Raw genomic sequence first — 25,956 nt, forward strand, 5'->3', positions numbered from 1 at the left:
CGCCCCTATGGCGCGGTATACTCGCTCACATCCAGCACATACACCTGCCGCGTATCCCCCTCGTGCATGGAGTCGATCGCGATCGTGCGCCCGTCGCGGCTCCACGCGGGGTGAAGGTCGCAGCGCCACTCGTTTTCGCTCGGCTTCGGTCGGTAGAACTGGCCCAGGTCCACCCGCTTCCCGTCGCTCACGCGATAAAGATACAAGTGCTGCATCTTGTTCTTGTCCGGGTAGGTGTCGGAAAGAATCCATTTCCGGTCCGGCGAGTACGTGCAGTGCCCGTCGCGCGCCAGCACCCCATCGCCGATCACCGTCATCGCGTCGGACTGATCCCGGTACAGGATGAAGCGGTCGCCAATGTCCGGCTCGCGCGACCACGCCAGAATATGCTCCGGATCCCGCCAGATGAAGTGGCTCACCATCCCGTGGTCGGCCACCACGTGGAGGTTTCCGCCATTCGCGTCCGCCGTAAACATCCGCGTCGTGCGCGCTGTCGATCCCGGCTCGTTGTGCACGCGATGCAGAAACGTATACCGGCTTCCGTCCATGTTGTAAAGCAGGTGGTTAAACCAGTGCTTGCCCGCCGGCTTCGCCTCCTGTGGGATCGCCGCCGCCTGCGCGTAGGAAAAAAGCAACTCGGATTCGCCCGTCTCCAGGTTCATGCGCCAGATGCCGTCGCCCTCCGGCGCAAACTGCTCTGCAAGCGGGTCCACTCCGCCGTGGTAGCCGTAGCCCGGGCGCGTGTCCTGTATCCGCGCGAAGTTCACGCTCAGGCCCCACTTCCCGTCCGGGCTCACGCAATAGATCGCCCGCGGAAGTTTTCGGCGCTCGCCGCTGAACACATCCTGGATATACGAGACGAATGCCTCGCCGTCGCGGTCGTTGTAGATCACCTCCGAGTCGCTGCCCGGCAGCCATTGAAGCATGCAGCCCTGCTGCCAGCTCCAGGCACGGCTTTCGCCCAGGGGGATCCAGTGATCGCCGTCCTCCAGGTCCACCATACCCAGTTGGATGGCGTCGTCGGGGTTGGGCGTGCGGTCTTCGAAGCCCACCTGCATGGCCAACAGATAGCGGCCCGACGGATCGAACTGCTCCTTGTCGTAATAGCCGAACCAGTGGGCTTTGCCGGAGGTGACGGCGCGGATGGGCACAATACATTCCGACCGTGCGCCCGTCTCCGGGATTTGCGTCCCGGCGCGAAGCGGAAAAGCGAACCCCGCCAGCAATACGATAATACAAGCCGTCCTCATCGCGAGCCCTCCGGATCCGTATATTCACTCACATCGAGCAAGTGCACCTGCCGCTTGCCGTCCAGGTACATCGCGTCAATGGCGACCGTCCTTCCGTCGCGGCTCCAGCCAGGGTGAAGATCGCAACGCCATTCGTTGTCGCTCGGCTTGGGCCGGTAGATCTGCGCCAACTCGATGAAGCGCTTGTCCTCCAGGTTGTACAGGTACAGGTGGTGCAGGTTGTTCTTGTCCGGATACGTGTCCGTAAGCATCCACTTGCGGTCCGGCGAATACGTGCAGTGCCCGTCGCGCGTGAAAACCTCCGCCCCGACGATCTCCTTCTCCTCGCTCTGGTCCCGGTACAGATAGTACGCGTCGCCCGTGTCCGGCTCCCGGCTCCACGCCAGAATATGCGCCGGGTCGCGCCAGATGAAATGGCTCACCATCCCGTGATCCGCCACAATGTGCAGGCCGCCACCGCCCGAGTCCGCCGTAAACATCCGCGTGGTCCAGCGGTTTTTCACGTCCAGCTCGTTGTGCGCGCGGTGGAGAAAAATGAAGCGGCTCCCGTCCGTGTTGTAGAGCAGGTGGTTGAACCAGTGCTTTCCGGACGGCGCCTTCTCCTGCGGGATCGCGGCAATATCGGCATACGAAAATAGCAGCGTCGATTCGCCGCTCGCCAGATCGACCGACCAGATCCCGTCCCCTTCCGGCGCGAGCTGATCCGCAACCGGATCCACCCCGCCCGCGTAGCCGTAGCCCGGGCGCGTATCCTGGATCCGCGTAAAATTGACGCTCAGCGCGCGCTTGCCATCCGGGCTCAGCGTATAGATCGGGCGGGGCAACACCCGCTTCTCCCGCGTAAACACATCCAGGATCACCGCCACATGCCGATCGCCCTCGATCGTGTTGTAGATGATCTCCGAGTCCGACCCCGGTATCCACTGAAGCATGCACCCCTGCTGCCATCCCCACGCAGTGCTTTCCCCGAGCGGGATCCACGTATCCCCCTCCGCCGTGTCCACCATGCCGATGACGATCGCGTCGTCCACCGTCGGCGACCGGTCCTCAAAGCCCACCTCCATCGCAAGCACATAGCGGTCCGACGGATCGAACTGTTCCTTGTCGTAATAGCCGAACCAGTGCGCCTTCCCGCTCGTGATGGCGCGAATGGGAACAATACACTGTATCTTCTCGCCGGTCTCCGGGATCTGGGCGCCCGAAGGCAGCATCCCCGCAAGCAGTACGCCCAGCACGGCGCCCATTCGGTTTACACGCGCGATATGTTTCATCACTATTCTCTCCATCTTGGAACCAAACGATAATCGGGCAACCATACCACGCCATTCCCCTCCCGGCCAAGCCCTTGCGAATCCCGGATCGCCGCGCTACAATGCCCGGATTGGCGGCCGGCGGCAGTCCGGCCCAAACCCGGCGCCGGAAGTCCGCCCCGGTCTCGAATCCATACCTGCCTTGTAGCAATCTAGTGTTCTCTCACGAAAGGAATTCGCATGCACCGCCTTTCCCTCCTGCTCGGCCTCCTGCTCATAACCGGCCTGGCGAACGCCCACGTCGGCAACCACCCGTCCATACACGACGCCGTCGCCGGAATTATCGAGCGCTTCCAGCAAACGATGGACCCCGAAGCCCTGAAGTCCATCACTGTCGACCAGGTCCATGAGGCGCTCACGCCCGATGAGCGCGAAACCCTGGGCGCCCACCACATCACCTTTCGCGTGAATGTCCCCGTTACCGTCTACCTCTGCCGCGAGGCCTCGCAGGAGGAGGTCGTCTTCTGGCTGGGGGAGCGCGGTTTTGAGAAAACCGCCGACACCGTCAAGACCAGCGGCGGCCCCTTCGAAGTCTGGCGTAAGGACTTCCCCGCGGGCGAAGTCGGGCTCGGCGTAAATTCGCTCAGCGGCGACGGAAACCACTACTTCGCCGCCATCGTGCCGAAAAACGCGGGCGACAAGGTGGAACTGAGCGACATCTACCCCGGCCAGCACACGGCCGGCGTCTTCGAGCCCGGCGCGCGGACCTACATCAGCTGGAACAACAACGCCATCACCGAGGTTCCCCGGGCCCTCAAGGGACAGGTCCTCCTGCGCGGCAACGAAAACGCCCGCCGCTCCGCACGCCTCACCAGCGTGTACAACACGACCATGTACCCGGCCACGGCGACGCCGGACCAGATCACCCTTACCTGGGCAAGCGATCCCCGCACCACGCAGGCCATCCAGTGGCGCACGAGCACCGAAGTGAGCCAGGGCGTCGTCCGCTACCGCGTGAAGAAGACCCCCGGCGCGGAAGTCGCCGATCCGTGGATTACCGTGGCCGCGCAGATGTCGGTCCTCGAAAACCACAACACCCTCAATGACCCCGTCTGCCACCGTTTCTCCGTGAACCTGGTCGGCCTCGAAGCTTCCACCACCTACGAGTACGTCGTCGGCGACGGCACGCCCGCCGGCTGGGTCCTTCCCAGCGAGTTCACAACGGCCCCCGACAAGACCACGCCCTTCAAGTTCATCTACATGGGCGACGCCCAGAACGGCCTCGACACCTGGGGCAAGGTCGTTCGCGGCGCGCACGCCGCCGAGCCCGACGCCGCCTTCTACGTCATGGCGGGCGACCTGGTCAACCGCGGCAACCAGCGCGACGACTGGGATCACTTCTTCTTCAACGCCGATGGCGTGTACAACAATAAGCAGCTCGTGCCCGCCATCGGCAACCACGAAGACCAGGGCGACATGGGCCCGTGGATGTATCTTTCGCTGTTCGACCTGCCAAAGAACGGGCCGGAGGGCGTGACGCCCGAGCGGGTCTACAGCTTCACGTACAGCAACGCCCTCTTCCTCGTGCTGGACTCGAATGTCGCGCCGGCCGACCAGGTGGAGTGGATCGAAGAGCAACTCAAAAACTCCGACGCCACCTGGAAATTCGCCATCTACCACCACCCCGCCTACTCTTCCGGCCCCCGGCGGGACAACCTCGAAGTGCGCGAGTTGTGGGGCGCCCTCTTCGACAAGTACCATGTCGATCTCGCGCTGCAAGGCCATGACCACGCCTACCTGCGCACCTGGCCGATGCGCGGCGGCAAGAAAGTGGACTCCCCCGCCGAAGGCACCATCTACATCGTCTCCAATTCCGGCGCGAAGTTCTACGACCAGGGCGAATTCGACTACACCGAGGTGGGCCTGACGAACCTCTCCATGTACCAGGTGCTCGACCTCCGCATCGACGGCAACAAGCTCAGCTACAAGGCCTACGACATCGAAGGCAACCTCCGCGACGAGTTCGTCATTGAGAAGTAATTCCAGAATATCCAATCTTGTCATTTCAAGGGCGCAACTCGGTTGTTGCGCCTTTGTTGTGTCTGATCTTACGCTGGCGCCGCCTCCAGAGATACGACCCAGTCGCGAACTTGCCTACCGCCGATAAGCTATCGCTTCTGGCATGGTGTTCCTGCGTTTGGATTTTCCCTTCCAGTCTTAACGCCTTACGTTAACCCAGCAATACTAAACCTCAATTGAAGTACTCGACCGCTCCCGTAAATCTGGCCCGTCTCAGTTTCGGCCGGGACATTTTCTTGCGTTGACGTACACCTCGCTGTGTTACACTGGCAATTGCCAAGGAGACCGACGCCATGAACTTTCGAAGCACCGCCCCAGCGTCCATTTTATTCCTCTTCGCCCCGGTCGCGATTATGGCGCTGTTCGCCATCATGCTCTTCCTTTCCCAACTTGCCCATGCGGCGGCGAAGCGTGAGGAGGCCAAGCCCGGAGACTTCGAACTGAAGCTCTCCGCGGACAAGGCCGAATACCGGGTGGGGGAGCCCCCCCGTCTGTCCGCGATAGTGACCAACAAATCCGGCAAAGAGGTCCTGCTAGTGCCCGCCCTGGACGGCTCCGATATGGGACGGTACCCGGCCGTTCGATTTACGGTAACGCGTCCGCAAGACGCGCCGCCCCCCGAGATGCTCGGGAGGTGCGGCAACACCAATAATATCCAGCCGGGCGATTTTGTAAGGGTGGAAAAGGGCGGAAGTCTCGACGTCGCGGCCGCGTGGGTGGCCCCCCGCGAGCGCCTGTTCAATGCGCCCGGAACCTACACCATTGCGGTGACCTATGATACCAGTGCAGGGAATAAGAGCTGGTACGGGTTCATGGGGGTATTGAAGGGGAAGAGGGAAATTGACCGGCTGCTGGCCCAGGTCCCCAAACTGAGTTTGAAGAGCAACGAAATAACGATTACCTACAGCGCCAAGCCGCCCGCGCGAGTGCTATCCGCGCCCGAATAGGAACGCATGCGCCCCGCGCGCTACCGCCTCGCGGCCGGTCGGCGAAGTGCGAGCCGCGGGTCATCTCGCGGTCGCATCTGATCGCGGTCTCCGGATTCGACCGCCACCGAGAATCCGCCCCGGACCCACAGCCGGGCTATGGCCCTCGGATTTTCAGCTTGTTTGTTTCCCGCAGTTCATGCTAGACTCCACGAGTTAGTTCACTGGTTCTGTTCCGGCCCCAAAGCCGGCGACAGATGAAATGGGAACCCGCGCACACGGCGTCTGCTGATCGTGCGGCCTCAACACCGGAGCCTCTCCGGCGTTGACTGGCGTGAGAATCCGGGACTGCCCCGCAGCGGTATTCAGGAACGACCGCCGTCCGATGAGCGCATCGCTCAGGGAAAGCACTGGCCCGACAGGGCCGGGAAGCGACGGCCAGTAGAGATCCACGAAACACATCGTGGCCCGCCTGAGAGTCCGAAGACCTGCCCGTGGATGGAGGTGCCGATTATAGGTGCCGGCTGCGATAAGGCCTTCGCGGGAAAGGCTGTTGTGGCGTTGCGGATCCGTGCCCCGGGCGCATCACGACTTCGTGCCGTGACTCCGAGGCAAAGGGTAATCTTGCAGCTCACTTCGCCCTCCCCGATCAATTCCCTGTCGCCGCGGCTCCATCCGGCCCCCCCGAACAATTGGTTTCCGCAGCCCCCCCACACGGGGTGTCTGCGGGGTTCTTCATCGCCAGGTCGATGCGGAACCGGATCCTCGCGGGTAGGGCCCGACCGGAGTATAGCGAACTGTTCCGTCACGTCATCGGCCGTGGCGGTGCGGCGCGCCGTACCCCCATCGCCAGACCCGCCATCCGGTCACCCCGCATCGCCGGGCCCGCAGCGCCGGCCTCCATCCCGCTGGCGCGGAAAGGAGTGATCGGTTCGTCGGCGCCTTGAACGGGCACAATTGCGGCGCATTTTGCGGGCCGCGCCGCCGCGACAAGCGCCCGTTTAACCTTTTTCCACTCGCGTACTATCGGTCGTGAGTATTGGAGCATTGCAGCTAATGATAAAAAAAAGTACTTTTCTGACGGCCTCCCTGACCCTTCTGGCCCTTCTGGGAACCGCGTTCCCTGCGGGGGCGACCTCGATAGGCCCGTATTCGGGCGGCGTGGGAAACCCCAACGACCCCAATCCGTTCGACGAACCGATCCCCGGCTTTGTCGGCCCCGACGGCGACGGGCGGGTAACCAACAACAACTACGTGAATCCGGCTTTTGTGGCGTGGGCCACGGGCTACCTCGACTATCTGCCCGCGCCGGGCGTATCGGCCGGCTTTCAGACGCCGGAGCGGTTCCTCGGACCGGTAACAGGCGATAACTTCGATATCGTGTCCCTGGGCGATCTGAACCAGTCGCAGATCGACGCGTGGCTCGCCGATCCGGAGAACAATCCCGGTCCGGGGCAGATCACGCTGACGTTCGAATCGGGCATCGGCAACGGGGCCGGGGCCGATTTCGCCATCTTCGAAAACGGTTTCTTTTCCAACTTCACCATACCGGAAACCGGTTCGGTCGAGGGCATGCTCTTCGGGGAGTTGGCCTATGTCGAAGTATCGTCCAACGGCGTCGACTTCGCGCGATTCGATTCCCACGCCCTCCAGGATTCGCCCGTCGGCGCCTACGGCAGCTTCGACCCCACGGGCTACTACAACCTGGCGGGGAAGCACGCCAATGCCTACGGCCAGAGCTGGGGCACGCCCTTCGACCTGGCGACGCTGAGCTCCCACAGCCTCGTGCTCGACGGTCGCGTCGATCTGAACAATATCGGCTATGTGCGCCTGATCGACATTCCAGGCAGCGGGAATTTCCTGGACGCCTACGGCAATGCGATTTACGACGCCTGGGTTACCTGGGGCAGCGGCGGGGCCGATCTCGAAGCTATCGGCGTGCTGAACGCGGCCCGGTCGTCGGCGCCAGTTCCCGAGCCCGCAACCCTCACGCTGCTCGCTATGGGCGCGGCTTTCCTGGCGCGGCGGGCCCGCTCGGGGAATTAGGGGACATCCTGCAATCGGCCGCCCGCGGCGACTTTTCGTCGCGGCGGGCGGCCCTGGCACTGGAGAAAGTGAGCCATGTCCGTGCGAATTTCCAACCATACTTCCCGCCGGCGCGCCGGTTTCACCTTGGTCGAGCTGCTCGTGTCGATCGGGATCATTGCCATTCTGGCCACCTTACTCTTGCCCGCACTATCGAAGGCGAGAGGCGGCGCGCGCTCGATCCGGTGTGTAAGCAACCTGCGCCAGTTGTACCTGGCGAACACCATGTATGCGCAGGAGCACCACGGCCGCTATGTCGCGGCCGCGCCGGACATGTTGCCCGGCGGCGAGAACGTCACGCGCTGGCACGGCGTGCGCGAGAAACTGGGGCCTTTCGGCCCCTACTCGGACTACGATCCGCAGCGGGGGGCGCTGGCGGAGTATCTTCTGGACGGGCGCGTGAAGGAATGTCCGGAGTTCTACGAGTACCGGCGCAACGGCGAGGCCCCCAATGCTTTTGACTCCGGGGCCGGCGGCTACGGTTACAACATCGCCTATGTCGGCGGCAGCTTCCACCGCTACGACTACACGGACATTCGGGCCTATACCGAGGGGGCCATGGCGTCGCGCATCGCCGAGCCGGGCCGCACCATTATGTTTGCCGACGCCGCCATCGCGCAGGTGGGCTATATCATCGAGTATGGGGAGCTGTGGCCGCCCTATTTCGCGTCCCCCGAAAACCCGACGGGCGACCCGTCGCTGGCGCTCCACCCCAACAGGGCCGACCCCGGCATGCACTTCAGGCACAATTTCCGGGTCAACGTGCTCTGGTGTGACGGGCACATCTCCAGCGAGCGCTGGGGTTGGGCCCACAGTGTGGGAGATATTGGCTATCCGGATGCGAACAACTACCGCCACGGCCTCGGATGGTTCGGGCCGAGGGATAACCAACTTTTCTTCACGGGATATCGTTCCGGCTCTTTCCGTTGACAGAAGGTGCGGGGCGGCTCTACTTCACGGGCCAGGTTAACTGCGGCAGCTCCGGCATGCTATGCTGCGCCCACGACCCAACTGGTTCTGTACGAAGGAGACCACCCGATGTTTCGTATCGCCTGTCTACTCATTCTTGCCCCCGCCGTTTCCGGCCTGGCTACCGCCGCCCCCCTCGTATTCCACGTGCATCCCGAGGGGGCGGACGGCGCCCTCACCACCCTGGCCCAGGCGCGGGACGCCATCCGCGCGTCGCGAGATGCCGGCGTCCTCCCCGACGGCGCCGAAGTGCGTGTCCACGGCGGAGACTACCTCCTCAGCGAACCGCTGACGCTGGGCGGCGAGGATTCCGGCACGGCCGACGCCCCGATCCGGTATATCGCGGATCCCGCCACCCCCGCGCGCCTGTTGGGCGGACGACTCGTATCCGGCTTTGCGCCGGTGGCCGATCCCGCCGTGCTCGCTCGCATCGACGACGCGGCGCGCGATCACGTGCTCCAGCTCGACCTGAAGGCCCTGGGCATAACGGACTACGGCTCCCCGAAGGGTGGCGGCCTCGAACTCTTCTTCAACGGCAAACGCATGACCCTCTCCCGCTGGCCCAACGAGGGCTTCGTGAATATCGCGGACATCGTTGTGGATGATGGCCACAAGATCCACGGCATCCCGGGCAGCCTCGTGGGGAGATTCACCTACGAAGACGAACGCCCTGCCCGCTGGCTCGATGAGCCCGACCCCTGGCTCCACGGCTACTGGTTCTGGGACTGGTCCGACGAGCGCCAGCCTATCGCGGCCATCGACACCGAGAACAAGACCATCACCGTTCAAGAGCCCTACCACAACTACGGCTACCGCAAGGGCCAGTGGTACTACGCCTACAACCTTCTCGCCGAGTTGGACCGGCCCGGCGAGTGGTTCCTCGACCGCGAAGCCGGCCTGCTCTACTTCTGGCCGCCTTCGGACCCCACCGGCGCCGAAATCATGCTCACGCTACTCCCCAATCTCATCGTCCTCGAAGGCGCGTCCCACGTGACTTTCCAGGGCTTCACCCTCGAAGGCATGCGCAATACCGCCGCCATCGTGCGGGAGGGCGAAGGCGTGCGCCTGAACGCCCTGACGATCCGCAACGGCGGCGGCAGTGCGATCTCCGTCAGCGGCGGACGCGATCACGGCGTGCAGGCCTGCAACATCCACGGCATGGGCGCCGCCGGAATCAGCATCAGCGGGGGCGACCGTAATACGCTCGAACCCGCGGGGCATTTCGCCATCAACAACCACATCCACCACTTCGCCGAGGTCTACCGCGTCTACAACGCGGGCATACACGTGCAGGGCGTCGGCAACCGTGTCGCGCACAACTACATCCACGACGCGCCCCACATGGCCATCGGCTTCGGCGGAAACGACCACCTCATCGAATACAACGAAATCCACGACGTCTGCCTGGAGTCCAACGACGCCGGCGCCCTCTACACCGGCCGCAACTGGACCATGCGCGGCCATGTCATCCGCTACAACCACCTCTACAACATCAACGGCTTCCGGGACCACGGCTCCGTCGGCGTTTACCTCGACGACATGTTCTCGTCCGCCGAAATCTATGGCAACCTCTTCCGCAATGTCTACCGCGCGGCCTTTATCGGCGGCGGGCGCGACTGCACCGTCGAAAACAACATCTTCATCAACTGTACGAAGGCATTGCACATTGATGCGCGGGCCTTGGGCTGGGCGCACCAGCACGCGGACGACTGGATCGCGGAGGCCGCCGAAAAAGGGACCATCTCCGGAATCGCGTACAAAAAGCCGCCCTACTCCGAGCGCTACCCGAAGCTCGTCAACATCCTCGAAAACGAGCCCAAGGCCCCCGTCGGGAATCTTGTGGCGCGTAATATTTTCGTCGGCGAAGGCTGGAAGGATGTCGAGGACAAGGCCGACCCCTACATCGAATACAAGGACAACCTGGCCGACGCCGATCCCATGTTTGTCGACCCGGAGAACGGCGATTACCGCCTCAAACCCGAGTCTCCCGCACGGGGCCTCGGCTTTGAGGAGATCCCTTTCGAGAAGATCGGCCTCTACAAGGACGATCTGCGGACTACCCTCCCAGACCGAGAAAACTAAACCCGGATCGAAAGGGCGCATGGCTTGGATTATCGTCTGACACGCCACGCAGCGGATATGCTGGAGAAGCGCGAAATCGCGGTCGCGTGGGTGGAGCGGGTCCTGCGTGAGCCCGAGAGGACAGAAACGGATTCCGCCGATCCCACTCTGGAGCACCACCTCGGCCGCATCGCCGATTTTGATAACCGTGTACTTCGTGTTATTGTTAGGCCAAGTGGTGGATACCTGCTCGTTGTGACCGCATACTTTGATCGAAGGAGCACCCGGTCGTGAAGCTTACGATTGACCACGAGGCAGATGCGTTGTATCTGAGCCTCAGCGAGGCCGCGGCGGCGACCTCCCAAGAGGTCGCGCCCGGCATTGTTGTGGATTTCGATGCGGCGGGCCATGCCGTGGGCATTGAGATGCTGCATCTGTCGCGGTGCGCGCCCGACGCGGATATTCAGCGGCTGCTTTTCGAGCGCATCCCGCTGGCGGGTTAGGTCCGCCACCTTCTGGTTCCTATCCCGCTAATAGTTTCTACAATACTCCCGCAGCATACCCATGTTCGATTCCCCCCACATCTACATCGACGCCGACGGCTGCCCCGTCAAGGACGAAACCTACCGGGTCGCGCGCCGCTACGGCCTCGGCGTGACCCTCGTCGCCAACAAGTGGATGCACACCCCGGACGACCCCGCCATCCACCTCGAAATCGTGGGCCAGGGATTCGACGAGGCGGACGACTGGATTGCCGATCGCTGTGCCCCGGATGATATTGTTATCGCTATCGACATCCCTCTGGCCGACCGCTGCCTGAAAAAGGGCGCGCGGGTGCTCGGCCACAAGGGGAAGCCGTTCAGCGTTGAATCCATCGGCGAGGTCATGGCCAACCGCGAAATCGCCTCGGGCCTGCGCGAGTATGGCGTCATGACCGGCGGCCCGGCGCCCTTTGGCCCGCAGGACCGCTCCCGCTTCCTGCAGGCCCTCGACCGTGAAGTAAACGCCGCGCTGCGAAGCGCCAAGGAGAGAAAAAGCCCATGAAGTTTGCCGTATCCATCGCCCTGGCCCTGTTCCTATCGCTTCCCGCCACCGCACAGACCGTCTACGACGTCGTCGTCTACGGCGGAACCTCCGGTGGCGTCGCCGCCGCCGTCCAGACCGCGCGCATGGGCAAGACCGCCATCCTCATTGAGCCCAGCCCCCACCTCGGCGGCCTGAGCAGCGGCGGTCTGGGCGCCACGGACATCGGCAACAAGGCGGCCATCGGCGGAATCTCGCGCGAGTTCTACAAGCGCCTCGGCAAGCACTACGGGAACGAGGAAAACTGGACCTTCGAGCCGCACGTCGCCGAGAAAACATTCAACGAAATGATCGCCGAAGCCGGCGTGCCCGTGGTCCACGGCGAGCGCCTCGATCTGGAGAAGGGCGTCGAAAAGAAAAACGGCGCCATCGTTTCGATACGGATGGAAAGCGGCAAACAATACCACGGTAAAACCTTCATCGACGCCACCTACGAAGGCGACCTCATGGCCCTGGCCGGCGTCCCCTACCACGTCGGCCGCGAATCAAACGCCACCTACGGCGAAACCCTCAACGGCGTGCAGACCAAACACGCGATCTACCACCAGTTCGAGGTCCCCATCGATCCCTACGTCGTCCCCGGCGACCCGTCCAGCGGCCTGCTGCCCTACGTGCAGGCGGAAGTCCCACCGGCGGACGGGACCGGCGACCACCGCGTCCAGGCCTACTGCTTCCGCATGTGCCTCACCAACGACCCCGACAACCGCATGCCCTTCCCCAAGCCGGTCAACTACGACCCGCTGAACTACGAACTGCTCCTCCGCTACCTCCACGCCGGCCATTGGACCGTCATGAACCTCTCCAAGGACATGCCGAACATGAAGACCGACACCAACAACAAGGGCGCCTTCGCGACGGACTTCATCGGCGGGAATTACGACTACCCCAACGGCGACTACGCCACGCGCGAACGCATCATCCAGGAGCACAAGGACTACCAGCAGGGACTCATGTGGTTCCTCGTGAACGACCCGCGCGTCCCCGAACACGTCCGCAAGGAAATGTCCCAGTGGGGCCTCCCGAAGGACGAATTCCAGGACTACGGCGGCTGGCCCCACCAGCTCTACATCCGCGAGGCCCGGCGCATGATCTCCGACTACGTCATGACCGATCACAATTGCTTCGGCGATCGGACCGTCGAAGATTCCATAAGCCTGGCGGCCTATACCATGGACTCCCACCACGTGCAGCGCTATGTCAAGGACGGACGCGTCCTTAACGAAGGGGACGTGGAAGTCGGCGGCTTCCCGCCCTACCCCATCGCCTACCGCTCCATCCGCCCGATGAAGCAGGACTGCACCAACCTCCTCGTGCCCGTGGCCCTGTCCGCTTCCCACATGGCCTACGGCTCCATCCGCATGGAACCCGTCTTCATGATCCTCGGCCAATCCGCCGCCACCGCCGCTGTTCACGCCATCGAGGCCGGCGTCGCCGTGCAGGACATCGACGTGAAGAATCTACAGGAGCGCCTGCTGGCGGACGGACAAGTTCTCGCCTGGAACCCGTGAGGGGACTGCCAAGGGGTCTGCCTCCCGCGACAAGTTACACCCCAGCCGCGAAAGCGTCCAAGCCTACCCCCAGCTCGCGGGTGGCTGCTCCGAAAAAACACAGGCGGGACGCCTGTGCCACATTCCCTCAAAGGTACTCTTGAGAACCAAGGTGAAGCGCGCAAAGAACGTGGCACAGCCGTCCCGGCTGTGTACCGGTTGCAACGCAACCGGCTTTTATCCTTAACGAGTGACGCAACGCGTCATGATAGGCCGTAGCAGCCAATCCCGAGGGCATTGCCTCCCGCAAAAAGATCCACCCCAGCCGCGAAAGCGCCCAAGCCTACCTCCAGCTCGCGGGTGGCTGCACCCGTGAGGCACAATGTTATAAAGGGCGCGTTTTGGATCGTTGGCATTTCGCCTACGGCGAATCCCGGACCGTGCCGGCACAGATGCCGGCGCTCCAAAACGCTCACTATCGTTGATTCAAGGTTCCAAATCGACTCAAGTTTACGCCCATATACCGAGATCGAGTTTAAATGCGATTGCCCTGGCCAGCCAGCCAGTTGACAGCCACGCCGCGTTCGCGTATGCTGGCGGCGGTCAATCAAGCTATCATGGGAGAGCATACTATGCGCAGTTTTCGCCGATTGGCGTCCCTCGCCACCCTCATCACCGTCTTCGCCGCGCCCGGCGCCCTCGCCGACAGCCCCTACACCGACGGCGTCGCACGCAGCGGACTCAACCACACGGACCCGCGCTACCAGCGCGCCATGATCACGCCGACACTAGTCCATCTCGACCCGGGTGAACAGCAGAAATTCGTCGCGGTGATGTTGGCGACCCGGCTCATGGCCGCCGAGGTGCCGGAAAAAGTGATCTGGTCGGTGAACGACATCCCCGGCGGCAATGAGATCATCGGGACCATCGACGAGAAGGGCGTCTACACCGCGCCGGCCGCCATGCCCTCCCCCCGCGAGATCCACATCGTCGCCGAAGTGCCCCAGGCGGCCAACCGCTTCCTCTTCGCCACGGTCATCATCGGCGACGCGCCGATCCAATACAAATCCGTGCACGTCTGGTCCGAGAAGCGCAGCGGCGAAGGCGCGCACCTCGCCACGCCCCACGGCATCGGCCTGGACAAAGAAGAAAACATACTCATCGCGGACACGGGGAATTCCTCGGTTCACCGCTTTTCACAGACCGGCGAGTACCTGGGCGGCATCGGTCTCGGCCGCGGACGGGACGACGGCTACCTTACAGAGCCCCGGGAAGTAATCAGCGATGTCGAGGGCCGCATCATCGTCACGGACAGCAAGGGCGATCGCCCGCGCGTCCAGGTCTTCTCCAACGACGGCGAGTTTCTCCAGATATTCGGCGAGAAAGGGAAGCTTCCGGGCATGCTGCTGCGCGCGCACGGCATGGGCTTTGATCCCGCCCGCAACCTCTACATCGTCGATGTCGACAACATGCGCGTGAGCGTGTACGACCAATTCGGAAAGTCCATTCGCGACTGGGGCACGGAAGGCCTCCTGCCGGGCGAGTTTAACGCGCCCCACGGCCTCTTCGTCGATCGCAGCGGCGACGTCTTCGTCACCGGCTACTACGGCCCGACCCAGAAGTTCAACGGGCACGGCGAATTCGTGACCGTCTTTGCGCACGGAACCCCGCCCGACGGCCCGAGCTACTTCCACAGCGTCGCCGGCGATCGGTGGGGCAACGCCTACGTCTCCGTACGCAACAAGGGCGGGTATGACGGCGCCATCCAGCGCGGCGACGAAGGCTACTACAGCATCATGAAATACAACAACAATGGGGATTTCATCTGCGGCTGGTCCTACACCGCCAAGGAACACTCGGAATCCGCCGTGGCCATCGCCAAAGACGGCCGGGTCTTCTGCCTCTTCAACGGCCCCGACATCTCCGGCGTGGAAACCTTCGCCCAGGAGTAGGAGCGAGGGCCGCCCGCGCGGCCGGCGAGACGCCTTTCCCATTCCGTTTGGTTCGCGCAGCCTATTCGGGTTTGGCGTCCCGCGCCATGAGGGCCTCTATCGCGTCTCCGGGAGAAAGCCCCTCGAAAAGCACCTGGCCGACGGCCTCGGCGAGCGGCATGTCCACGTTCATCCGGGCCGCCAGGGCGCGGGCGGATCGCGCGGTGCGAACGCCCTCCGCGACCATCGGGCTGCTGGCCAGAATTTCTTCCAGGGAGCGCCCTTGCGCGATGGCTTCCCCGACGCCGCGGTTGCGCGAGTGGCGGCTCGTGCACGTCGTGATGAGGTCGCCCATGCCGCTGAGCCCGGCGAAGGTGAGCGGGTCCGCGCCGCATGCGACCCCCAGCCGCGCCATTTCCGCAAGCCCCCGGGTGATCAGCGCGGATTTGGCGTTGTCGCCGAGGCCAAGCCCGTCGCATACGCCCGCCGCGATCGCAACCACGTTCTTGAGCGATCCCCCGAGCTCGACTCCAACGATATCCGGGCTGGTGTAAACCCGGAACGCGCGGCTGAAGAACGCCGCCTGGACCGCGTTGCGCGCGGGCTCGTCCGAAGAGGCGGCGACGACGGATGCGGGCAGGCCGCGGCCGACCTCTTCGGCGTGGCTGGGTCCCGAAAGCGCGACGATGGGGCCTCCTGGGACAACGGCGCCGAGCACTTCGCTCATGCGCAACAGGGAGTCGTTCTCGATGCCCTTGGCCACACTGACGCGAATCGGATTGCCCTGAAAACGAAATTGGGGCGCCACGGCGCGCATGGCGTGGGAAGGGACGGCGTAGACCACCATCTCCGCCCCGGCATCGACATCCGGGGAAACCACGACGTTGTCCGGCAGGAGCACGCCCGGGAGATAGCGCTTGCTTTCGCGCGTCTCCCGAAGGGTATCGGGATCGTCATCCGGGCGGCACCAGAGGGTCACCGCCTGGCCGTTCAGCGCCAGCAGGCGGGTCAGGGCAAGCCCCCAGCTTCCACCGCCAATCACTTGTATCTGCATCCGTAAAGGGTATCCCGGTAGGTTGTGGTCGCGCCGCGCCGCGCCGCGCGTAACGTAGCAGAGGGGCGCGCCATGCCGCAAGGCGCCCCGCGGTGAATAAAAACGCCCGCCGAGGGGGGCACCTCGACGGGCTGCGGCAGGTAGGCTCTATTTGTTTGGCAGGGGGCTTGCCAAATGAGGGAGCTGAGACTCCGAAGAGTCATTCAACTGAGCGAGCCTACGCCCGTAGTATGCACCAATTGGGGGGGGGATGTAAAGAAAAAAATTCGCCCGCCCTGGAATTTTCCGGATGCAAACGCCGGACCATCGTGATATACTGCTCGACCGCGTTTCGGGGACAAAAAAGGAAGCGCCCGCCGAGGGGGGCACCTCGGCGGGCTGCGGCAGGTAGGCTCTTTTGTTTGGCAGGGGGCTTGCCAAAGTGAGGGAGCTGTGACTCCGAGGAGTCATTCAACTGATCGAGCCTACAATCAATACAGTAGCAAAAAATTATGAAGAAAGTATAACAAAAAGTGCTCGATTATATGAAGAATTCCAACTTTGATACAGTTTTTGGTGTATTTCCGACGGAAGCTGCGTCATAATTGTCGAAAAACGGGATGCAATGGCATCCCGGAGCCCCAACCACGATTGCCCTGTGACCCGCGCACAGGCAGGGAGAGCCGGGGATGGCAAGAATCCTGGTAATTGATGATCACTATGCGATGCGCCAGACGATTCGGGAGATTCTGGAAGTCGAAGGGCACGAGGTGATCGAGGCGCCCGAAGGGGATTCGGGCATTCAGATGCAGCAGCGCACGCCGGCTGATCTGGTGATCACGGACATCTTCATGCCGCACAAAGAAGGCATGACGACCATCCGGGAGCTGCGCGCGGCGAATCCCGCGCTTCCTATCATCGCCATGTCGGGCGGAACGCGGGATCTGCATGCGCCCGAGGGATTCATCGATCTTGCGCGCCGCTTCGGGGCGACCGGCACGCTGACCAAACCGTTTCAGATTGCGGAGTTGCTGCTGGCGGTGGGCCAGGCGCTGGGAGCCGAACAAAAATTCCCGGCCTTGGAAGCCGAAGAATCACGCCCCGCGCTGACTACGGAAAAAGAAAGCCCGGCGCCATCATAACGGCGCCGGGAAATATTCCGGTAACTGAACGGGTGATTAGAATCCGTCGAAGAACCCAGTCGCGATTCCAAAGATGAAGAAGAGCGCGGCGCCCAGGGTGAAGAGGAAGCCCTGCGCGATGGTGTCAAAAATCTGCGTGAAAATCGTCATGTAAGGTCTCCTGTCGAGGACAAGCCAGCGTTGGGTGTTACGATTGGATGCCACAAACTAGCACGCGCGGCCAGCGGAAAACAACCTGCACTGTCTTCGTATGCCCCAAACGTTGGCCGGGCGCCGGATTCGCCCCCACGGGCGCCGTGAGCGGGGGCAGATCGCGGCGCGCGGCATGTGTGTGCATTGGTATTCATTCGTGGTTTCAAAAACGCCCCCGTTCAACCGCCCCAATCCATCCACACACAAGAATCACCCAGTGCGCTCTCCGCGTTCTCCGCGTTAGGAGCCTCTTCTCCGTTTCACTTCGCGCCCTTCGTGGCGATCGCTCTTCACGCTTTGGTTGCGGCCAGCGGCGGCCCCGCAGCTTCTTCGGTGGGGCCGCCCAAGGGTTTTCCCCGTCCTCTACCGAATCCGGTAGGTGATGATGCCGCCATCCGAATGGCGCAGTATCACGCGTTTGCGCCGCGGGTCGTAATCCCAGCGTTCGCGCGGCACGGGCGCGCCGTTCTGTTCAATTCGGCCGGGGGCTTCGTCCAGTCGCACGTAGAGGCGCGTGGGGCTGCGGTGGCCAGCAACGGTAATCCCGATACCGTCATCGGCAACGGTGACGGTTGCGTTGGCGGGGTGCGCGTCTTCGGTGTCGTACCACGTGAATTGTCCGGACGCGCCGGGATAGATGTTCAGCGTGAGATCGCCCGCCCAGGAGCGATCGCCGATGCCGGTGTAGTGCCGCTCGACGCGCATCGGGAGAATGGCGCCTTCGCGGACATAGACCGGGTATTCATCGAGCGGAAAATCGCGCGTGATGGTCGTGGGGCCTTCGATTAGCGCGGCGTCGTCAAACCAGTAGCGCCAGCGGCCTTCGGGCACGTGCACGGTATGCTGGTTTCCGGGCTGGTGGATCGGCGCAATCAATAGATCATCGCCGAAGCGATAGTGGTAGGGGCCGGTTTCCAGCGGCTGCATCAGCCGGGCGCCGCCCTCGTGCGCGGTGACGGCGTAGCGGTACATGTAGGGAACGAGTTCGTCGTGCAGCCAGGCGAACTTCCGAACGATCTCCAATTCCGCCGGCGACCGCATCCACATGCGCCGTTCCCCGTGGCCGCCGTTTAGGAAGAGGCCGCAGAACGTGGAAAACTGGGCCCATCGGATGTAGAGCTCCGCATCGATGGGTTCGTCGCCGTGGTAACCGGCAACGTCGGATCCGATGATGTTGTAGCCCATTTCCGCGCTCTTGAGCGCCAGGCGGATGGCGCGTTCGAGCCCCCGCGTTTCCTCGTCCCAGGTGTGCAGGTTGTCGCCGAGCCAGTTCACGGGGGAGGCGTCAATGGGCGCGAACCCCTCCGGATGGATCCACGGCATCACCGAATCCAGGGAACGCGACAGCGTGATGAACTCGAGGTTGTGCGCGAGTCCCCCGGCGTACTCATCGCGGTAGTAGTGATCCATGTAGGTGCGCGTGCTGATTGTCCCGGCGTGGGCCCGATGGTAGGGCCAGGGGAGGATGCCTTTCATGTCGAGCGCCAGGGTGGCGGCGCCGTCGAGCTTCCACCCGTCAACGCCCCAATCGAGGAGCGTCTTCTGCATGCCGCGCCACCAGGCGAGCGCGGCGGGATTGGTGTAGTCGATAAAGCCGCCCTCGCCCTTCCACCATCGCCGCTGGAAGTCGCCGCCCAGCAGATACCCGTTGTCGGCGGCCTCCTGATGCCAGCCGGAGGCGTCTTCAATCGCGGTGTCCTTGTTGCGGCTGTTGACCATGCACGTCATCCAGAGCACGGCGCGAATCCCGCGCTCCTCGAGGCCCCGGAAAAAGGCTTCCGGATCCGGGAAGCGGTCTTCGTCGACCTGAAAATCGTTGTAGCGCGTGGACCAGGGGCTGTCGATTAGCACGGTGCGCACGGGGAAATCATGGCGTAAGTGGCCGTTTACGAGTTCGAGGGTGGATTCGGCGGTGTTGGTGTCATCCTCCCAGACCCACAGCCCAAGGGCCCAGGCCGGCGTGAGCGGCGGGGCCCCGTGGCGATCTGAGTTCAGCGGAAAACCCCAGAACGGGTAGAGGAAGAGGGACCAGGCCAGCACCAGGAGGAGGAGCGCGGCGGCGGCCGAAATCCGAAGCAGGAGCCCCCAGTAGTTTCGTTTTTTCATCGTGATTGCGACTTTCGCGCGCCGGTTGCGTTTGGCGGCATCCCGCTCGACAGGTTATTGGCGCTGTGACGAATTATGGGCGCTCACGGGCCGATTTGCAATGGGGCATACTATGCCTGGGGAGCCGGTTCCGCCTTGCCAGGGCGCCGTGTTCAAGCGACGCTTCGCGCGGCGATCGATTGCTCGATCATCTGGAACAGGTGCGCGACCTCGAATGGTTTGCGAAGAATCTGGCGGGGGCCGGCGCCGGCGGCGAGATCGGGCGGCGAGGCGGCGCCGAGCAACAAGACCGCGGGCAGGGTGGGTTTGCGCCGCTGGATTTCGTCCACGAGCGCTTGCGGCGCGTTTACGCCGGGGACACCGCCATCGAGGATGACGAGGTCCACGCGGTTGGCGATAACCTCCGCAAGCGCCTCCAGGCCGTCGGCGGCGGTCGTCACCTGGTAGCCGCGTCCCCGGAGCGCCTCGGCGAGCACGTCGCGAAGTTCGGTATCCTGATCGACCAGCAGCAGGCTGCCCCGCGATTCGGCGGCGAATCGTGACGGCGGCTGAGAGGCCTCATTTCGCGCGCGGATGGCGGCTTCGACTTCCGGCGCCATGGGCGCCATGGGCGCCGTCGCGGCGGGGCGCTCCGGAGCGGTTTCGGGGGCCGCCGGCGCGGTGGGCCGGGGCGCGGCGTACCTGTCCGGACGGGGTTGCTCCGCCCGATCGGCATGGCCGCCGGCGGCTTCCGAGGGGGCAGTGGCCCGATCCGCCGACACAGGGAGCGTCAGGGTGCAGGTCGTCCCGGAGCCTTCCTGGCTGTGCAGGGTGATGGTGCCCCGATGCGCCTCGACAATGCCATGGCAGACCGCGAGGCCCATTCCGGTTCCTTCATTGCCCGGGCGCGTGGTGAAAAACGGCTCGAAGACCTTGTCCATGACGTCCGCTGCGATGCCCTGGCCGGTATCGATGATCTGGATGATGATCGCGGTGCGATCCTGGTTGGGCCGGACGCGGAGCGTGAGTTTGTCGCCCTGCTTGGTCATGGACTGCTCGGCGTTCTCCAGGATATTGCGGAAGACCTGGTCCATTTGCACGCGGTCCACGTGGACCAGGGGCAAATCGGGCGCGTAGTCCTCGATGAGCTGGATGCCTTCGTCCTCGAGGCGCTGGCGCACGCGGTCGGCGGCGCCGCGCAAAACGGCGTTGATCCGGCTCGGCATCAATTGCGGGGGATTGGGCCGGGCGAACTGGAGCAGATCGCGTAGGATGCCACTTGCGCGCTGGCTGTGCTCGACGATGAGTTCGAGCGCCCTGCGGTCTTCCGCGCGCTCGGCATTCGCCAGCAGCAATTGCGCCTTTCCGGAGATTACGGCGAGGGGATTGTTGATTTCGTGGGCCGCGCCGGCCGCGATCTTGCCGACGCTGACCAACCGTTCGGTCCGGCGATCGTTGCGGTGGCTCAGCTCCTGCTTCCAAACCGCCGCCGCGAGCGACTCGGCCTCCTCGCTCGCGCCGCGAACGGCGCTGCAGCGGGCGAGGGCCAGGCCCGCGGATCGCATGAAGCGCATGAGCGAGTTCAGGAAATTCTCCGAAAGCGCCGGAGCGCCCTGGCCCGCCTGAAAGATCAACTGGCCGACGCTGCGGTGGTTGTCGAGAATGGGCAGGGCCATGAAACCATGCCGGTGGACCGCGGCGCCCGGCGCGCCCGATCCGGGTGCGTCTTTCAGGGCCGCGATGAGCTCGTCCAGGGAGGCGGACGCGCCGCCGCCCTTAAGCGGTACGGCTTCGGGTTCGCTGTCCAACTGGAACCAGCGGAGCACCTCGGCGACTTCGCCGCCGGGTCCGGTGAGGTAGCACAGGCCGCTCGCGATACCGAACGCGGTCCGGAGGCCGTTAATAAGGACCGCAAGCTGCGCGCTGGAGGAGAGGCCGGGCTGCATGCCTTCGTGCACGGCGCAGAGGGCCGCGTAATAGTCGCGGTCCTGGCGTGTGCGGGAGAGATCATCCGAGGCGCCCGCGGGCGCCAGTTCGGGCGCGGGCGCGGGGGCGACCGGTGAATCCTCGCCCCGGGTTCCGCCGCTCCGCTCGCGCAGCATCTCGATGACGTCGATCCGGTTCAGGCCCAGGCGCAGCCAGCGCTGTTCATCCATCGCGGCGACCCGTTCCTGCGGGGCGGTTTCGAGTTCGTCGCCGTGAGCCAGGAAATTCGCGAGAGAAACAATCTCGATCAGTTCCACAGGGTATGGCGTGTTGTCGAGCGTGCCCGGCGGATGGTGGTGAAGCCAGATCGCCGAGACCAGCGGCGCGGGCAGGCCCCAGCTTTCGGCAAGCCACTTGCCGGCTACCGTGTGGTCCGCGCCCAGCTCGCGGCGCTCCGCTTCAAGCGCGTAGAGCCCCTGCTGCCGAACCAGATCCAGCGCGCGGGAGTAGCCGCCGGGAATGGCGGCGTCGAGCGCGGGTTTGCCGATGTCATGCAGGAGGCCGGCGGGGTAGGCCAGCAGGGCGTACGGGCTCTGGATCTTCCCGGCGATGGTTCGCGCGTACCGCGCCACGGCCAGGCTGTGCTTCCAGTGGGCTTCCAGGTTGAGGCCCGGATTGCGGGGTGTGTCGAAGAGGCGGGGCGCGACGTTTTCGAGCACGATCTCCGCAACGCGCGCCAAACCCAGCTTGATCAATTGCGCTTCGAGCGGCGCGTTGGCGGGCAGGCGTGTTTCATGCGCGGCGACCGCGCGAAGCGCGCCGGCGGCGGCTTCGTCGTACGCGGCAAGCGCCGCCAATTCCTCCCACAGGACCGTGCCGGCGTCCAGCGCGAGGAGTATTTCTCGCGCCAGATGCGGCAACGCCGGTAACCCTTGCAAGGAGGTGATCCGGTGTTTGACGTCTGAGTTGGTCATTCCCAAGTAGCGACAAACGGTATCGCTATTCCTGCACTTCGCACACGATGGTTCCAGACGAGCGCTTCGCACGCTACGAATTGCTGCGTCGGAAACCTGAAGCTACTATATCATGTATAGGCGAGAAACGCCAACACAATATATGAGCCTGTCGCGGGCCGCAGCCCACCCTCCCATTGAGATCCCAAGTACCGCGATTCCGGTTGCCCGGAAACGACGGTAGCGCCATGATAGCAGCAAATGGCGACAAAGTGTCAAATTTTTGCCGTGCGGGTTTCCTGCCGCCGCCGGTGTGCGCGTGACGCCGGATTTACACCACGATCCGCCAATCACTTGTTCTCCCGGCTATATGGACCAACCTGTTCTCATCGCCGTCGGGGATCCACAATCAACCCAAGCGTTCAACGTGCGCCAACGTTGGCTCAGTCTTCGAGGCTGAGGCAGCGCGAGCGGTGGGTTCGATCAGCGCATCAAGGCCACGAGCCCAGCCCGGGAATCCCAAGACGAATCAGCGATTTTTCATTCGTGGTAACACTATGGCGGGATGATGCGCCGACCGCCTTTAATGGTCAGCCTCGGCCACGGCGATCCTGTTGCGCCTTTCGGCGCTGAACACAGCCGGGACGCCCGCCTCCGGCGCGTCATGGAGCTGTGCCACTTTCTTTTCGAGGTGGTCTTGGTGGGGGGCAGGGGATTTTTTTGGAGGCGGGCTCGCGTTGCCGCGGACACGAATTTCCGCGATCCTTTGCGCCTTTCGGCGCTTTGGACAGGCGGGACGCCTATCCTACATTTGCGCCTTTCGGCGCTTTGGACAGGCGGGACGCCTATCCTACATTTGCGCCTTTCGGCGCTTTGGACAGGCGGGACGCCTATCCTACACTTGCGCCTTTCGGCGCTTTGGACAGGCGGGACGCCCGCCTCCGGCGCGTCATGGAGCTGTGCCACTTTCTTTTCGAGGTGGTTTTGGTGGGGTCAGGAGAACTCGTAGAAGCGGGCTCCCTTTGCCGCGCTCCCTCGCATGTTAACCGACCGTTCGCGCTATAGCCGCGCGTCACTGCTTCAGACGGCTATACCGTTTCCATTCGCGCAAATTCGTGTCCATTCGCGGTTCAGGTGTCTCGGATTGCGGCCCGAGGCGCTCCTGCGCGCGTTTGCGATGGCATGTCCGCGGGCCATCTTACAGCGCGATGGCTGCGATGAGCCCGTGAAACAGGCGGTGGGTGACGAACACGCAGGGCTTCAACAGCAGGCTCGCGAAAGCCCAGCACATCAAAAAGCCAATGGCGCCTTCCATGCGCACCGGAAAGTGGTTTGCGATGAGGAGCAGCTTGATCATCAGCGACACGAGCAGGGCCAGGCCCATGAGAATGCCCGCGACGGGTCCGAACACCATGCCGAAATAGTTGCCGGCGAAGTTGACGAAAAGGTTGAGGATCGTGAACACAACGCCGAGCCAGGCGAGCGTGGGTAGATCGTCGCGGAATCGTTCGCCATCCAGCGCGCCAATGAGGTGGAGCGCCAGATATAGTGCGGCGGCGTGAGCGCATACGCTGATGCCGAAATTCATCGTCCGGATGACCCATATCCAGGCGCGGGGGAGATCGGCCGCGTTCTCGGGGGCCGCCGAAAAGAACATGGCCACCCAGGTTTCAACCGGCAATACATTCACGAGAAGCAGGGTGATGGCCGCGATACCCACGAAGACGAGAATCTCGCGCTTTTTTCGGGCGCGGCTCTCGTCGCTGTCACCGGGACGTGGTTCGGGCGCCCGCGGGCGGGGCGGATCGGGCCGGTAGAGCGTGCGCCGCTCGTTTTCCGAAGGCGGCGCATAGGCGCGATCCGCCTGGGTCGCGCAGATGTGGCACAGGTCCCCGCCGGGCCGTTGGTTGACGTCCCACGCGCCCCGGAAGGGCCGCTGGCAGCGGGCGCAACATCCTGCCGGGCCGGGGCGCGCCGCGTGTTCGCGGATCCCATCCTGCCAGGCGCGCGAAACCGCGGGGGATTCGGGTTCGCTTTCCACCGGCGCGCCCGGGCTCTCAAAGGAGCGGGATGGTTCCTCTGTTGGCGGCGGCGATTCGAATTCTCCCGTGGCCGGGGAGAAGGGATCCGCCGGATAGGCCGCCTCGGGGAACAGGCTGGAGGCGATCGCCGGATCGCCGCCGGTTTCCGATAGCCGGCGCCCGCAGGCGACGCAGTACCTTGGTTCCCCGTAGACATAGGCGTCGATCCGGTTCAATTGTCCGCAGCCGCACGTGATGTCGCGCCCCATGAAACTCCTCCCTCTTGAATTGGTCTTCCGGGTATGTGTCTACGCCGATCGCCCGCCTTGTGGCAAACGGCGAGGAGTGCGCATACTTAGTGTACGCCATGGGGCGGGCAATTATTCGGCCCGCAACAGGGATCCGTAACATGACAGGCACGCTGGAAGAGCTGGGATACACGGCGTCGCTGCGGGAGCACTATAATTCCGTCGCGGCGGAGGGACAATGCCCCGGGCGCGTTGTGGAAGCATTTCAGGAGTTGTACACGGTGAGCACCGGCGGCCGGGCGCTTCGGTGCACGCTGTCGGGCCGATTGCGCTCGCGGCTGGCCGATCGCGCGGCGTATCCCACGACGGGCGACTGGGTCATCCTGGCCCCGGCCGACGCGACTTCGGGGGTCATCCACGATCTGATGCCCCGGCGCGGCGTGTTGTTACGGCGAGCGGCGGGGGAACGTTCCGCCGCCCAGGCGATCGCCTCCCACATCGACGTCGCCGTGATCGTGCAGTCCGCCGACCGCGATTTCAGCGTGAACCGCATCGACCGGTACATTTCAATTGCGCGCGCCGCCGATATAAGGCCGATCGCGGTGATCAACAAGGCGGACCTGGTTTCTCCCGAGGCCATCGGGGAACTGTGCGCCGCGATTTCGTCCCGCCATCCCGGCCTGCATGTCGTGACGAGCAGCGTCGTGGAAACCGGTGGGCTGGAGGGCTTGCGCGCCGAACTGCTTCCGGGCGAGACGTGTTGTTTTCTGGGCTCGTCCGGGGTGGGTAAGTCCACGCTGATCAATGCGCTGATGGGACACGAATGCGCGGCGACCGGCGCGGTTTCCGAGGCGACGCAGCGCGGCCGCCACACGACGACCAGCCGGACGCTGTTCGCGTTGCCCGGCGGCGCGCTGGTGATCGATACGCCGGGGATGCGCGAACTGGGGCTTGCCGATTCCGGCGCCGGGGTGGAGGATAGTTTTGCCGAAATCCGCGACCTGGCGCGGGCGTGCCGCTTTTCCGATTGCAGCCATCAGGAAGAGCCGGGCTGTGCGGTGCGGGCGGCGATCGACGAGGGATCGTTGGCGCCCGCGGCGCTGGACAGCTACCTCCGGTTGCGCCGGGAAGCGCGACGATTTGAGCAGTCCGCGGCGGAGCTCCGGCGGACGGAGCGCAAGCACGGGAAGATGATCAAGCAGATTCTTCGGGAAAAGCGCGATCGCTGGTAGCGC

The 25,956-nt window shown here is 63.9% G+C and carries 18 protein-coding genes and 1 riboswitch; of the genes, 12 read left to right on the forward strand and 6 right to left on the reverse strand.

The annotated features are described in order from the left end of the window. Window positions 1-5: 5 nt before the first annotated feature. Both KF886_18180 and KF886_18185 read right to left on the reverse strand, forming a co-directional pair. Window positions 6-1,250: a hypothetical protein gene (locus KF886_18180; GenBank protein MBX3179287.1), complete on the reverse strand. Its 1,245-nt coding sequence runs from the start codon at window positions 1,248-1,250 to the stop codon at window positions 6-8. After that, window positions 1,247-2,521, reverse strand: coding sequence for a hypothetical protein (locus tag KF886_18185; GenBank protein MBX3179288.1), 1,275 nt, complete (start codon window positions 2,519-2,521; stop codon window positions 1,247-1,249). Before KF886_18185 ends, KF886_18180 begins: the two co-directional genes overlap by 4 nt. 219 nt (window positions 2,522-2,740) lie before the next feature. Between KF886_18185 and KF886_18190 the strand changes: the two genes are divergently transcribed. The 10 genes from KF886_18190 to KF886_18235 all read left to right on the forward strand — a co-directional run bounded on the left by KF886_18190 (window position 2,741) and on the right by KF886_18235 (window position 15,142). Continuing rightward, window positions 2,741-4,540, forward strand: a complete 1,800-nt coding sequence (locus KF886_18190) for a metallophosphoesterase family protein (GenBank protein MBX3179289.1) — start codon at window positions 2,741-2,743, stop codon at window positions 4,538-4,540. Between the two features lie 332 nt (window positions 4,541-4,872). Then, entirely contained in the window at window positions 4,873-5,526 is a 654-nt protein-coding gene (locus KF886_18195; protein ID MBX3179290.1) for a hypothetical protein, read from the forward strand. A gap of 187 nt (window positions 5,527-5,713) precedes the next feature. Beyond that, window positions 5,714-6,016, forward strand: a riboswitch (cobalamin riboswitch). Between the two features lie 545 nt (window positions 6,017-6,561). Further along, window positions 6,562-7,551 (forward strand): PEP-CTERM sorting domain-containing protein, encoded by a 990-nt coding sequence (locus KF886_18200; protein ID MBX3179291.1) that lies wholly within the window; start codon window positions 6,562-6,564, stop codon window positions 7,549-7,551. Window positions 7,552-7,626: 75 nt separating this feature from the next. Next, entirely contained in the window at window positions 7,627-8,520 is an 894-nt protein-coding gene (locus KF886_18205; GenBank protein MBX3179292.1) for a type II secretion system protein, read from the forward strand. A gap of 108 nt (window positions 8,521-8,628) precedes the next feature. Then, window positions 8,629-10,641, forward strand: a complete 2,013-nt coding sequence (locus tag KF886_18210; protein MBX3179293.1) for a right-handed parallel beta-helix repeat-containing protein — start codon at window positions 8,629-8,631, stop codon at window positions 10,639-10,641. 57 nt (window positions 10,642-10,698) lie between these two features. Next, a complete protein-coding gene (locus KF886_18215; protein ID MBX3179294.1) occupies window positions 10,699-10,914 on the forward strand; it encodes a DUF4258 domain-containing protein in 216 nt (71 codons plus the stop codon). Beyond that, entirely contained in the window at window positions 10,911-11,123 is a 213-nt protein-coding gene (locus KF886_18220) for a DUF2283 domain-containing protein (GenBank protein ID MBX3179295.1), read from the forward strand. The genes KF886_18215 and KF886_18220 overlap by 4 nt, the downstream gene beginning before the upstream one ends. A 61-nt stretch (window positions 11,124-11,184) precedes the next feature. Further along, window positions 11,185-11,664: a YaiI/YqxD family protein gene (locus KF886_18225; GenBank protein MBX3179296.1), complete on the forward strand. Its 480-nt coding sequence runs from the start codon at window positions 11,185-11,187 to the stop codon at window positions 11,662-11,664. Further along, complete coding sequence (locus KF886_18230; protein ID MBX3179297.1) at window positions 11,661-13,211, forward strand: FAD-dependent oxidoreductase; 1,551 nt, start codon at window positions 11,661-11,663, stop codon at window positions 13,209-13,211. The genes KF886_18225 and KF886_18230 overlap by 4 nt, the downstream gene beginning before the upstream one ends. A 611-nt stretch (window positions 13,212-13,822) precedes the next feature. Then, the gene (locus tag KF886_18235; GenBank protein ID MBX3179298.1) at window positions 13,823-15,142 is read left to right on the forward strand and encodes an NHL repeat-containing protein; all 1,320 of its coding nucleotides are present in this window, start codon (window positions 13,823-13,825) and stop codon (window positions 15,140-15,142) included. Between the two features lie 61 nt (window positions 15,143-15,203). On the opposite strand, the gene KF886_18240 is transcribed toward KF886_18235, so the two are convergent. Beyond that, window positions 15,204-16,175 (reverse strand): NAD(P)-dependent glycerol-3-phosphate dehydrogenase, encoded by a 972-nt coding sequence (locus KF886_18240; protein MBX3179299.1) that lies wholly within the window; start codon window positions 16,173-16,175, stop codon window positions 15,204-15,206. Between the two features lie 668 nt (window positions 16,176-16,843). Between KF886_18240 and KF886_18245 the strand changes: the two genes are divergently transcribed. Next, complete coding sequence (locus KF886_18245) at window positions 16,844-17,296, forward strand: response regulator (protein MBX3179300.1); 453 nt, start codon at window positions 16,844-16,846, stop codon at window positions 17,294-17,296. A gap of 555 nt (window positions 17,297-17,851) precedes the next feature. Here KF886_18245 and KF886_18250 read toward each other — a convergent pair. The 3 genes from KF886_18250 to KF886_18260 all read right to left on the reverse strand — a co-directional run bounded on the left by KF886_18250 (window position 17,852) and on the right by KF886_18260 (window position 24,742). Next, complete coding sequence (locus tag KF886_18250) at window positions 17,852-19,594, reverse strand: glycoside hydrolase family 31 protein (protein MBX3179301.1); 1,743 nt, start codon at window positions 19,592-19,594, stop codon at window positions 17,852-17,854. Window positions 19,595-19,746: 152 nt separating this feature from the next. After that, a complete protein-coding gene (locus KF886_18255) occupies window positions 19,747-22,437 on the reverse strand; it encodes an HDOD domain-containing protein (protein ID MBX3179302.1) in 2,691 nt (896 codons plus the stop codon). 1,213 nt (window positions 22,438-23,650) lie between these two features. Beyond that, a complete protein-coding gene (locus KF886_18260; protein MBX3179303.1) occupies window positions 23,651-24,742 on the reverse strand; it encodes a hypothetical protein in 1,092 nt (363 codons plus the stop codon). A 140-nt stretch (window positions 24,743-24,882) separates the two neighbouring features. On the opposite strand from KF886_18260, the gene rsgA reads away from it, so the two are divergent. Continuing rightward, on the forward strand, window positions 24,883-25,953 hold the full coding sequence (gene rsgA, locus KF886_18265; GenBank protein ID MBX3179304.1) for a ribosome small subunit-dependent GTPase A: 1,071 nt from the start codon (window positions 24,883-24,885) through the stop codon (window positions 25,951-25,953). Window positions 25,954-25,956: the final 3 nt, after the last annotated feature.

This window comes from Candidatus Hydrogenedentota bacterium (assembly GCA_019637335.1).
GTDB lineage: Bacteria > Hydrogenedentota > Hydrogenedentia > Hydrogenedentales > JAEUWI01 > JAEUWI01.

Bases quoted from the DNA above. Each gene is read 5' to 3' on its own strand.
- KF886_18180 (MBX3179287.1), bottom strand. From the start codon at position 1,250: ATGAGGACGGCTTGTATTATCGTATTGCTGGCGGGGTTCGCTTTTCCG.
- KF886_18185 (MBX3179288.1), bottom strand. From the start codon at position 2,521: ATGAAACATATCGCGCGTGTAAACCGAATGGGCGCCGTGCTGGGCGTA.
- KF886_18190 (MBX3179289.1), top strand. From the start codon at position 2,741: ATGCACCGCCTTTCCCTCCTGCTCGGCCTCCTGCTCATAACCGGCCTG.
- KF886_18195 (MBX3179290.1), top strand. From the start codon at position 4,873: ATGAACTTTCGAAGCACCGCCCCAGCGTCCATTTTATTCCTCTTCGCC.
- KF886_18200 (MBX3179291.1), top strand. From the start codon at position 6,562: ATGATAAAAAAAAGTACTTTTCTGACGGCCTCCCTGACCCTTCTGGCC.
- KF886_18205 (MBX3179292.1), top strand. From the start codon at position 7,627: ATGTCCGTGCGAATTTCCAACCATACTTCCCGCCGGCGCGCCGGTTTC.
- KF886_18210 (MBX3179293.1), top strand. From the start codon at position 8,629: ATGTTTCGTATCGCCTGTCTACTCATTCTTGCCCCCGCCGTTTCCGGC.
- KF886_18215 (MBX3179294.1), top strand. From the start codon at position 10,699: ATGCTGGAGAAGCGCGAAATCGCGGTCGCGTGGGTGGAGCGGGTCCTG.
- KF886_18225 (MBX3179296.1), top strand. From the start codon at position 11,185: ATGTTCGATTCCCCCCACATCTACATCGACGCCGACGGCTGCCCCGTC.
- KF886_18230 (MBX3179297.1), top strand. From the start codon at position 11,661: ATGAAGTTTGCCGTATCCATCGCCCTGGCCCTGTTCCTATCGCTTCCC.
- KF886_18235 (MBX3179298.1), top strand. From the start codon at position 13,823: ATGCGCAGTTTTCGCCGATTGGCGTCCCTCGCCACCCTCATCACCGTC.
- KF886_18240 (MBX3179299.1), bottom strand. From the start codon at position 16,175: ATGCAGATACAAGTGATTGGCGGTGGAAGCTGGGGGCTTGCCCTGACC.
- KF886_18245 (MBX3179300.1), top strand. From the start codon at position 16,844: ATGGCAAGAATCCTGGTAATTGATGATCACTATGCGATGCGCCAGACG.
- KF886_18250 (MBX3179301.1), bottom strand. From the start codon at position 19,594: ATGAAAAAACGAAACTACTGGGGGCTCCTGCTTCGGATTTCGGCCGCC.
- KF886_18260 (MBX3179303.1), bottom strand. From the start codon at position 24,742: ATGGGGCGCGACATCACGTGCGGCTGCGGACAATTGAACCGGATCGAC.
- rsgA (MBX3179304.1), top strand. From the start codon at position 24,883: ATGACAGGCACGCTGGAAGAGCTGGGATACACGGCGTCGCTGCGGGAG.